Origin of the sequence: Actinomadura soli, from assembly GCF_005889715.1 — a bacterium.
Lineage (GTDB): Bacteria > Actinomycetota > Actinomycetes > Streptosporangiales > Streptosporangiaceae > Spirillospora > Spirillospora soli.
This window is the reverse complement of record NZ_VCKW01000025.1, coordinates 43,381-51,812: the sequence shown is the minus strand read 5'-3', so window position 1 is coordinate 51,812 and position 8,432 is coordinate 43,381. Positions and strand designations below refer to the sequence as shown.

Sequence of the window (8,432 nt, the reverse complement as noted above, 5' to 3'; positions counted from 1 at the left end):
GCCCATCCCCGCCCCGCCGGACGATCCGTCCGGACGCGCCGAGCCCGCGTTCACCCACTACCTGTTCGGGCCCGCGCTGATCGACCTGCGGCACACCGTCCGGGTCGCCCTGCCCGCCCCCATCGGGGTGGCGAGGGAGTACGAGGCCAGGATCCGGACCGCCTTCCAGTACCGGGAACCGGAATGGCTGCTGATGCCGATCGGGATCGCGCTGCGGATCTGCATGGCCTTCGGCGTCATCATGGGCTTCGTCGCGGTGGGGCTGCTGTGGCTGCTGCAGCTCACGGTGGTGACGGCGCTGGTGCTCGTCCTGCTCGCGTCCGCCCTGGTGCTGCGCGTCACCGACACGGGGATGCGGCGGGTCAAGGGCATCCGCACCGGCTGCCCGTCCTGCCACCAGCGCGTGCACTACCCGTCCTACGAGTGCTCCGGCCAGGGCTGCGGCCGACGGCACCGTGACGTGCGTCCGGGACGCTATGGCGTCCTGAAACGCCGGTGCGCCTGCGGGACGCTGCTGCCGACCCTCCTGCTCACCGGCACCGGCGACGGCCGCATGCAGGCGTACTGCCCGCACTGCAAGGAGCCGATGTCCAAGGGGTCGGGGGCCGTGGCCGAGATCGTGATCCCGGTGCTGGGCGCGACCGCGACCGGGAAGACCCGGCTGATGACGGCCCTGGTGATGGGGCTCCTGGAGGGCACGGGCGGGCACGGGGCGGAGGCGGAGTTCGCCGACACGCAGTCGGAGTCGGCCTACCGGGACCTCGCGAACAAGCTGCGCGCGGGCGTCCACACCTGGAAGACCGTCAAGGCCAAGGACGCGCCGCTGCGCGCGTACTCGCTGCAGATCCGCCCGCCCAGCGGGGCGACGCGGCTCTTCCACGTCTTCGACGCGCCCGGCGAGCTGGTCGCCAAGTCGGAGTCGATGCGGGAGCTGCGGTACATCAAGTCAGCGCGCACCTTCCTGTTCACGCTCGACCTGCTGTCGGTGGACGCGGTCTGGGAATCGCTGGAGGCCGGCGCGCGCGCCAAGAACCGGGGGCTGCGCTCGGACGACCAGCCCGGCGTCGTCTTCGACCGGGTCGTGCAGAACATCGAGGGCCACGGCGTCCAGATGGGACGGGCCCGCCTCGCGGTCGCGCTCACCAAGGACGACCTGGTGCGCGAGTGCGCGGCGCTCGCGGGCGTCGGCGAGCGGAGCGAGGACATCGGCCGCTGGCTGGAGGACGACGCCGGGCTCGACGGCATGGTCCGCGCGATGCGGCGCTCGTTCGCCGAGGTCAGGTTCTTCCGGACGTCGTCCTGGCTGGACGGGGACGAGATCGACGACGGCGTCCTCGATCTCACCGGCTGGCTCCTGGTCAGCGAGGGGCTGCGGGTGCACCACTAGACCTGAGCCGCAGACCCGACCGACCATTCCCGGCTGAAGGGAGGAACCATGCCGCCGGACCCGTACCGCCCGTGGCGGCTCGCCGTCTTCGTGGTGGTGCTGTGCGTCACCGCCGTCTACATCGTGTTCGTGGTCCTGTCGTTCCTGGTGTCCCTGGCGACGGTGTGAGGAGCGAACGATGACGCGACCCCGGACGGGACCCCTGCGGAAGGTGCAGGACGTGTCGCTGGCGCGGACGTCGCTCGTCACCTTCCAGCTCCACGGCCCGGACGCGGCGGACGAGGCGGACGGGCCGGATGGCGCCTCGCTCCTCGCGGTGTACCAGGACGCGGCCGGTGACGGCCTCGCGCTGGTCGCGGACGACCGCGGGCTCATGATCGATCCGGGCGCGGCGCCGGACGGGACCGTCCGGATCGTCGTCGCCGTCGAGGCCGCGGCCGGCGCGGTGGCGCGGATCCGCGGGGTGCGCTGCACCGTGCGCGACGATCAGGGCGGGGACCTGGCCGTCCTCTCCGGGGCCGCGGCGGGGGAGACGACGCCCGATCCGGTGCACCTGCTCGGCGAGTGCTACCGGCGGCGCGGCGAATGGCGGTTCCGCGAGATCGGCTACGGCCTCGCCGATGACGCGGCGATCACACGTGAGCTGGGCCCCGGCGCCGCCGACCACCGCCGCCGGGCCGCCGCCGTCACCCGTCCGGAGGAGCCGGACCTGCCCGCGGCGAGCCCGGTCCCGGAGGCGCGGCCGGTGCGGGGGCTGCCGCCGCCGAACCTGGAGGCCGCCCGGATCGCCGGGGAGCGCACGGTGCGCGGCCCGGTGAGCCTGGAGGTCGCGGTCGACCTGTCCTTCTCCATGCGCCGCTACTCGGGACTGCGCAAGGCGGCGCTGCACGCGCTGGCGGAGTTCGCGCGCCGCGAGATGGCCGGCGGGGACCTGCTGACCTCGGTGGCGTTCGCCGGGGAGGCGGCGGTTCTGGTTCCCCCGGTGGACGTCCGCGAACTGCGGCAGGTGACCGACCGGCCGCGCGGGGGGGTCGGCGTGGGAACGCTGCTGGCGCCCGCCGTCCGGCTGCTCACCGACCTGCGTCCGCCCGTTCCCGTGCAGGCCCGTGCCCTGATGGTGATCAGCGACATGGAGCTGCATGACGGTGCGCGTCTCGGCCCGCCGCTGGGCCGGGCCGCCTACCAGTCCGTCCATCTGGTGGTGCCGAGAGGGGCGGGCCGCGTGGTTCCGCCCGGCCCGCTGCGCCGGGCGGCCGTGCACCGTTTCAGGAACGCCGACCAGCTCGGCCTGATCTACGGCGCGGTCTTCGCCGCCATGACCGGCCAGCGGCTGGAGCACCGATGACCACCGACGAGCCCCAGCCCGCCGAGGCGCCCGAGCCCGCCGAACTCGACGACCGCATCGCCGAACTCCGTGCGGCCCTGGACGCGCCCTTCCCTCCGGACGTGAAGCCCGCGTGGATCCGGCTGGCGCTGGCCGAGTGCCTGATCCAGCGGGGCGAGCAGGCGCGGAGCGTCGAGGACCTCGACGCCGCGATCGAGGACACGCGCGGCGCCATCGCCGGCCTCGGCCGCGCGCTCGGCGCGTCCGACCTCTCCCTGGCGCACCAGAACCTCGGTGTGGCGCACGCGCTGCGCGCGCAGTACGCCCCCGAGGACGCGGACGAGCACCTCGCCGAGTCGGCCGCCGCGTTCCGCCGCTCGATCGACCTGAGACCCGCGCCGCACCCGGACCTCGGCTGGGTGAACGCCCGATACGGCGTCGTGCTCGCCACGATCGCCCACCGCGGCATCGCGGGCCTCGACCTCTTCGGGGACGAGACGCCCGGCGACTGGAGCGCGCACGCCGAGCAGGTCACGACCGCGCTGGAGACCCTGGACGCCGGATGGCGGGACACGGCGCCCGACGACCCGTACCGCCCCGTCGTCCGGTACTGGGGGGCGTTGACGAGGGCGTGCCGCTTCATCTATTTCGCGGGCGGCGCTGGTGACCGCGACCAGGCGATGGCCGGCCTTGAGGCGATCCTCGACCTGCCCGAATGCGACGACGTGACCGCGGACATGTGCCACCTCTACCTCGCCTACCTGCACCTCTACGGTGACGCGCCCGCCGGGCTCCGGGACCAGAAGCCGTCGCTGCGCACCTTCGCGCGTCTCTTCGCCCACGGGAACCTCGCCGACGCGGAGGCCGCGCGGGTGGCGCGCGAGCACCTGGACCGTGTCACCGGAGCGACTCCGGAGACCGCCGCGATGGCCTCGCAAGTGCGCGCGATGGCAGTGCTGGCGGTCGACGGCGGCGACGTCAGCGAGGAGGGCCTCACCCAGGTCATCGCGGGCCTGGGGATCGCCGAACCCGGCTCCGAGGACGACGAGCAGGGCCTCCTGCGCGAGCTCATGGAAATCCTGCGGACGGTGCGGCGGGACGGGATACAGGACGTCGAAGCGGTCGCCGACGCCATCGCCCGCATAGGCGGAGATTTCGGCGAGGGGCACCCGTTCCGGCAGGTGCTGCAGGGCGTGCTCGGCCAGCTTCTCCTCCTGCGTCCCGACGGGCTCTCCGGCGGCGCCAGGACCGCCACGCCCGAGGAGCGCGAGGCGGCGCTGGAGTTCCTGGAGAACATCTTGACGGAACTCCCGGACGACCATCCGGACCGGGCCGAGACCCTGGGTCGGCTGGGCGCGACCCTGGCCCGTGGCATCGAGCACAAGCACTCCGCCGAACGGCTGGAGAGGGTGCGCGGCATCCTCCTGGAGGCGGTCGGGCGTCCCGCCGCCGATACTCTGAACGACGCCCTCAACCACTTCCTGCTCGTCGTCGTCGACAGGCTCCGCACGATGATCGGCCACGGGCTCGAGCCGGTGAGCGACGCGGTCGAGAGGCTCCAGCGGGTCGCCCGGCTCCTCCCGCCCGAGCACCCGCTCCAGCAGATGATCCCGGGGTTCCTGACGTCCATCCTGATGCACCGGCACCTCGAGGCGGGCGGCCTGGAGCATCTGGACGCCGCGGACCACTACGCCCGCCTGACGTCCGAGACGCTCGCATCCGACGACGAGGCGCGACCCGGTGGCGAGCCACGGCGAGGCGACCGGGCGCGGGAGGACATGCACGCGCTCATGGAGTGGGTCCGGGCCGCCTCTCCACTGGCCAGGGCCACGGGCATGCCGGACTCCGATCTCCTGGACCAGGCGGCCCGGGCGCACCGCACCCTGGCCGAGCGGCTCCCCGAGGGCCACCCGTCCCGTTCCTCGATCGAGAGCAGCGCGCGGACGCTCGAAGTCGTCCAGCGGCAACTCGAATGGGCCATGGCGGGACCGCTCGCCCGCCCGGCCGCCGCGGACGTCCCGGACGACGTCGACGAGTCCGAGGTGGAGGCCGCCAGGGCGCTCGGCGTGGACCATCCGCTGTTCCCCGCCGAGCTGGGCGTCCTCGGGGTCCGCAAGGTGACCAACGGCTGCCTGACCCGGAACCTCGCCCGGCTGGACGAGGGCCTGGCGCTGCTGGCCGAGGCGTACGGGGCCGCAGACCCGCTGTGGCCGCTCCGATCGTGGCTGCTGGGCCTATTCGGGGGCGCATTCCTGCTGCGGTACGAGGTCGGCCGTGACCGCGCGGACCTGAACAGAGCCATCGACCGGCTGGAGGAGGCCGTCCGGTCGGGCGAGACGGGCGCGCTCGGCAGCGTGACCGCGACGAGCCTGGCCGACCTGTCCACCGCGTACCACATGCGCGGCGACGCGAGCCTGGGCGACCGGCGTCGCGCGGGTGAGACGGGCCTCGCCGCGCTGCGGGCGAGGGCGTGGAGCGTGATGCTGCAGAGCAGCACCGAACGCGCCTTCACCGCCGCGCTCGCCGCCGCCGGGGACGGCGCCGCCGTCGCCCACCAGTGCACCGCGAGCGGGCTCACCGGCCTGGCCGTCGAGGCGCTGGAATGGGGACGCGCCATGGTCCTGCACACGGCGACCACGGACGCGAGCCTCCCCGCGCTGCTGCGCGACGGCGGCCACGACGGCCTCGCCGCCGAGTGGGAGGAGACGATGGGGGACAGCGGCCCGGCGCCGTGGGACCTTCCGCGGCTACCCGGCAGCTCCCCGCTCGGGGAGCTGCAGGTGCCCAGCGACCTGCGCGAACGCGTGATGGAGGCGATCGAGGGCAGCGACACCGAGCGGCGGCTGTTCAACCCGGCCGTCCCGGCGGAGATCGCCGGGGCGCTGCGGGAGGCGGGCGCCGCGGCGCTCGCCTACCTCGTTCCCCGCGAGGACGGCCGCAGCGGCATGGCCCTCGTGGTGGACGACGCCGGAGAGGTGAGGCCGGTCCGGCTGCCCCGGCTGGCGACCGGGCCGGGCAGCCGCGTGGACGCGTTCGTCCGGGCGCAGCACGACCGGGAGCGCGCCGAACCGGGAACGGACGAGGCGGACCGCGTCCACCGGCGCTGGCGGCACGCGCTGGGCGACCTGTGCGACTGGGCGTGGACGGCGGTGATGGAGCCCGTCCTGGACGCCGTCGCGAGCGGCCAGGGGAACCGGGCGCGGGTGGTGCTGGTCCCGGTCGGGGAGCTCGGCGCCGTCCCCTGGCACGCCGCCCGCCGGACGGTCGGCGACGGCGTCCGCCGCTACGCCTGCCAGGACGCGGTCGTCTCCTACGCGGCGTCCGCGCGCCAGTTCATCGAGGCCCGGCGGCACGGCCACCGGCCGTGGCCGAGCGCGGCGGCGCTGGTCCGGGTCGGCGGGAGCAGCCCGCCCCTGTACTGGGCCTTGAAGGAGATCGAGCAGATCCACCGGCGGCACTACCCCGGCGGGGAACTGCTGGGCGGGCGCCGCCGTCCGGGCGCGGCCCGCTCGCCGGGCGCCACGGCCGCCAACGTGCGGGAGCTGCTGCCCGGCCCGGACTCGGGCGGCGCGTCGCTGCTGCACCTCGGCTGCCACGCGCATCCGGCGCCGCGCCCCGTGGACTCCCACCTGATGCTGGCGGGCGGCGAGGCCCTCGGCATGACCGACATCCTGCGGCGCGCGCGGGTGCGGCCGTCCGGCGTGCCCGGCGGGCTGGTCGTGCTGGCCGCCTGCGGCAGCGATCTGACCAGCCGCGACCACGACGAGGCGCTGACGCTGTCGACGGCGTTCCTCGCGGCCGGGGCGGTGGGCGTGGTCGGCGCCCGCTGGCCCGTGGACGACCTCCCGACCGCCCTGTTCATGACCCTGTTCCACCACTATCTGAACGCCGGCTACGACGATCCGGCCGTCGCGCTCCGCGCGGCCCAGCTGTGGATGCTGAACCCGCGGCGGCGCGTCCCGGCGGACCTGTCCGCCGAGCTGGCCGACCTGCTGGACGCGGCGCCGCTGGACGAGCCGGAGTCCTGGGCGGCGTTCACCTACCAAGGCCGATGAGGGGGCCCGCATGACCGCGTTCGGCATCGACCTCGGGACGACCAACTCCTGTCTCGCGTACATCGACGAGTCGGGAAGGCCCGCCGTCGTCCGGAACTCCATCGGCGAGAACACCACGCCGTCCGTCGTCTACTTCGAGCGGCGGGACTCGGTCGTGATCGGCAGCGCCGCCGCCAACGCCGCGCTGCTCGCCCCGGAGCTGGCCGTCCGGCACGTGAAGCGCCGGATGGGCCGCAAGGACGTGGACTTCCACTTCCACGGCACCCGGTACACGCCCGAGACGATCTCGGCGCTGGTCCTCAAGGAGCTGGCCGCGGCCGCGGAGCGCCGGCTCGGCCGCCCGGTCCGGGACGTGGTGATCACCGTGCCCGCGTACTTCGGGGTGGCGGAGCGGGAGGCGACCCGGCGGGCGGGCGAGATCGCCGGGCTGGACGTGCTGGACGTCCTCGCCGAGCCGGTCGCCGCGGCCCTCTCGCACCAGCACGGGCATCCCGCCGAACGCCCCCGCCACCTGCTCGTCTACGACCTGGGCGGCGGGACGTTCGACACGACGGTGATCCGCGTGGACGGCGACGACGTCAACGTGGTCTGCACCGGCGGTGACCGGGACCTCGGCGGCGCCGACTGGGACGCCAGGATCAGGACGTTCCTGCTGGAGGAGTTCTCCGGGCGCCATCCCCGGCTCGACCCCACCGCCGACGAGCAGTTCATGCAGGAGCTGTGGATCATGGCCGAGCAGCTCAAGAAGGAGCTGAGCAGCGCGCGGACCCGGCGCCGGAACCTGCGCTTCGCCGGCGCGACCGTCCAGGTGGAGCTGACCAGGGAGCGGCTGGAGGAGCTGACCGCCGACCTGCTGCAGCGCACCCTGAAGATCACCGAGGAGACGATCGACCGCGCGCGGCGGCAGGGCGTGGACGGCTTCGACGAGGTGATCCTGGTCGGCGGCATGACGCGGATGCCTGCGGTCGTGTCCCGGCTGGAGCGGCTGCTGGCGAAGGACGGCCCCGCCGAGGGGACGCCCAGACGCCACGAGCCCGACCTCGCGGTCGCCCAGGGCGCCGCGCTGTTCGCCCTGATCCGGCAGGTCCAGCGCGAGGACGGCGAGGGGCGGGACACCCGGGACGAGCGGGTGGCCGACCGGCTCGGCATCAGCGCGGAGCAGGCCGGGTCGATGCGGTCCCGGACGGTGACCACGGTCGTGCCGCGCGGCTTCGGGGTCAAGGTCATCGACCAGCACGACCCGCTCGCGGCCACCGATCCGCTGCGGGCCCGGTACTTCGTCGTCCACCTGCTGCCCGCCGACACCCCGCTGCCCGCCGACACCGGCCCGGTCGGCTTCGCGACGGCCTTCGACAACCAGCCGATGCTGGAGGTCGAGGTGTGGGAGCAGGCGGACCGGGACGGCTCGGAGGAACTCGCCGACAACACGATGATCGGGCGGGGCCGGCTGCGCGGGCTCCCACCCAGGCTCCCGCGCGGGACGCCGATCGAGATCACCTTCCACATGAGCGAGACGGGCCGGCTCTCGGTGCACGCCGTGGAACCGCGGTCGGGCCGGGAGGTCCGCTTCGACCTGCAGATCGGCGGCATGGACAAGGCCGCCGTCGAACACGCCAAGGCCGCCGTGGCACGCCACGACACCAGCTCATGACCGCCTGAAGGGCCG

Annotated in this window: 4 protein-coding genes; all 4 read left to right on the top strand. The window is 74.4% G+C overall.

What is annotated here, in order from left to right; genetic code table 11:
• On the top strand, positions 1 to 1,387 hold a 1,387-nt coding region (locus tag ETD83_RS42285; protein ID WP_171064058.1), incomplete at its 5' end, for a TRAFAC clade GTPase domain-containing protein.
• A gap of 178 nt (positions 1,388 to 1,565) precedes the next feature.
• On the top strand, positions 1,566 to 2,732 hold the full coding sequence (locus ETD83_RS07415) for a hypothetical protein (protein WP_138644310.1): 1,167 nt from the start codon (positions 1,566 to 1,568) through the stop codon (positions 2,730 to 2,732).
• On the top strand, positions 2,729 to 6,766 hold the full coding sequence (locus ETD83_RS07410; RefSeq protein WP_138644309.1) for a CHAT domain-containing protein: 4,038 nt from the start codon (positions 2,729 to 2,731) through the stop codon (positions 6,764 to 6,766). The genes ETD83_RS07415 and ETD83_RS07410 overlap by 4 nt, the downstream gene beginning before the upstream one ends.
• 10 nt (positions 6,767 to 6,776) lie before the next feature.
• On the top strand, positions 6,777 to 8,417 hold the full coding sequence (locus tag ETD83_RS07405) for an Hsp70 family protein (RefSeq protein ID WP_138644308.1): 1,641 nt from the start codon (positions 6,777 to 6,779) through the stop codon (positions 8,415 to 8,417).
• The last annotated feature ends 15 nt before the right edge of the window (positions 8,418 to 8,432 follow it).